Raw genomic sequence first — 2500 nt, 5'->3', positions numbered from 1 at the left:
TCTTTAAAAACTTGGACAACCGATAAGTGTGGGTGCTTGGTTGTTGTGGTCGGCGACTTTGGTCGCATAGGTATCACAATGATTGGTGCTCATGCTGATGTAAGTCAGTATTTTGAGTACTTTGCTGGATTGAACTTAAGAGTTTGATCCTGGCTCAGATTGAACGCTGGCGGCATGCTTTACACATGCAAGTCGAACGGCAGCGGGGGCTTCGGCCTGCCGGCGAGTGGCGAACGGGTGAGTAATGCATCGGAACGTGCCCATGTCGTGGGGGATAACGTAGCGAAAGCTACGCTAATACCGCATACGCCCTGAGGGGGAAAGCGGGGGATTCTTCGGAACCTCGCGCGATTGGAGCGGCCGATGTCGGATTAGCTAGTAGGTGAGGTAAAGGCTCACCTAGGCGACGATCCGTAGCGGGTCTGAGAGGATGATCCGCCACACTGGGACTGAGACACGGCCCAGACTCCTACGGGAGGCAGCAGTGGGGAATTTTGGACAATGGGCGCAAGCCTGATCCAGCCATGCCGCGTGAGTGAAGAAGGCCTTCGGGTTGTAAAGCTCTTTCGGCCGGGAAGAAATCGTGGTCTCTAACATAGGCCATGGATGACGGTACCGGACTAAGAAGCACCGGCTAACTACGTGCCAGCAGCCGCGGTAATACGTAGGGTGCGAGCGTTAATCGGAATTACTGGGCGTAAAGCGTGCGCAGGCGGTTTTGTAAGACAGATGTGAAATCCCCGGGCTTAACCTGGGAACTGCGTTTGTGACTGCAAGGCTAGAGTACGGCAGAGGGGGGTGGAATTCCTGGTGTAGCAGTGAAATGCGTAGAGATCAGGAGGAACACCGATGGCGAAGGCAGCCCCCTGGGCCTGTACTGACGCTCATGCACGAAAGCGTGGGGAGCAAACAGGATTAGATACCCTGGTAGTCCACGCCCTAAACGATGTCGACTAGTCGTTCGGAGCAGCAATGCACTGAGTGACGCAGCTAACGCGTGAAGTCGACCGCCTGGGGAGTACGGCCGCAAGGTTAAAACTCAAAGGAATTGACGGGGACCCGCACAAGCGGTGGATGATGTGGATTAATTCGATGCAACGCGAAAAACCTTACCTACCCTTGACATGTCTGGAACCTTGCTGAGAGGCGAGGGTGCCTTCGGGAGCCAGAACACAGGTGCTGCATGGCTGTCGTCAGCTCGTGTCGTGAGATGTTGGGTTAAGTCCCGCAACGAGCGCAACCCTTGTCACTAGTTGCCATCATTTGGTTGGGCACTCTAGTGAGACTGCCGGTGACAAACCGGAGGAAGGTGGGGATGACGTCAAGTCCTCATGGCCCTTATGGGTAGGGCTTCACACGTCATACAATGGTCGGTACAGAGGGTTGCCAAGCCGCGAGGTGGAGCCAATCCCTTAAAGCCGATCGTAGTCCGGATCGTAGTCTGCAACTCGACTACGTGAAGTCGGAATCGCTAGTAATCGCAGATCAGCATGCTGCGGTGAATACGTTCCCGGGTCTTGTACACACCGCCCGTCACACCATGGGAGTGGGTTTCACCAGAAGTAGGTAGCTTAACCTTCGGGAGGGCGCTTACCACGGTGAGATTCATGACTGGGGTGAAGTCGTAACAAGGTAGCCGTATCGGAAGGTGCGGCTGGATCACCTCCTTTCAAGAGATCAGGCCATGATGGCCAAGTATCCACAACTTATCGGTTGTTCAGGCGAGAAGAGCCTCGGATGAGGGTCTGTAGCTCAGCTGGTTAGAGCACCGTCTTGATAAGGCGGGGGTCGTTGGTTCGAACCCAACCAGACCCACCAATCAAGGGTTGCTCGAGACAGGGGGGCTGTAGCTCAGCTGGGAGAGCGGCGGCTTTGCAAGCCGTAGGTCGTCGGTTCGATCCCGACCAGCTCCACCAGGACTGTCCAAGCAACAGGTTCGAGAAGTAAGAGATGTCGATGGCGCTCGAAGATCGTGGCGTCGTCATCTCTTACTTCTTGGTCGGCAGCTTCGGCTGTCGCGCGTAGAGGTTTGCTCTTTAACAAAGTGGAAGAAGTGTAGTACGTACCGAGCCGGTGCGTACTGCAAGTTGTGTGATTGCATCGATCCAGGCTGAGCTTGTCAGCGCAGGCTGGATCGCACAAACGAGTTCGTTCCTGTACGCGGGCCTTCGGGATGGCAACATCGAAGAGGGTCCAAGGTTATAGGATCAAGCGACTAAGTGCATGTGGTGGATGCCTTGGCGATCACAGGCGATGAAGGACGTGTAAGCCTGCGAAAAGCGTGGGGGAGCTGGCAATAGAGCATTGATCCCACGATGTCCGAATGGGGAAACCCGGCCCGCAAGGGTCATCTCACACTGAATACATAGGTGTGTAGAGGCGAACCGAGCGAACTGAAACATCTAAGTAGCTCGAGGAAAAGAAATCAACCGAGATTCCGTAAGTAGTGGCGAGCGAACACGGAAGAGCCTGCACGACTAAACCATCAGCTTAGCAAAAC

General features: G+C 55.0%; 2 tRNA genes and 2 rRNA genes. All 4 read left to right on the top strand.

Annotation, left to right across the window (positions count from 1 at the left end):
- The first annotated feature begins 131 nt into the window (after positions 1–131).
- Positions 132–1670: ribosomal RNA gene (locus tag C665_RS19245) — 16S ribosomal RNA — on the top strand.
- 71 nt (positions 1671–1741) lie between these two features.
- A tRNA-Ile gene (locus tag C665_RS19240) sits at positions 1742–1818 on the top strand.
- A gap of 22 nt (positions 1819–1840) precedes the next feature.
- Positions 1841–1916, top strand: a tRNA-Ala gene (locus C665_RS19235).
- Between the two features lie 289 nt (positions 1917–2205).
- Positions 2206–2500 (top strand): 23S ribosomal RNA (locus C665_RS19230); the annotation flags it as partial.

The sequence above is a fragment of the Thauera aminoaromatica S2 genome, assembly GCF_000310185.1.
Lineage (GTDB): Bacteria > Pseudomonadota > Gammaproteobacteria > Burkholderiales > Rhodocyclaceae > Thauera > Thauera aminoaromatica.
This window is presented reverse-complemented; position numbering and strand designations above follow the sequence as displayed.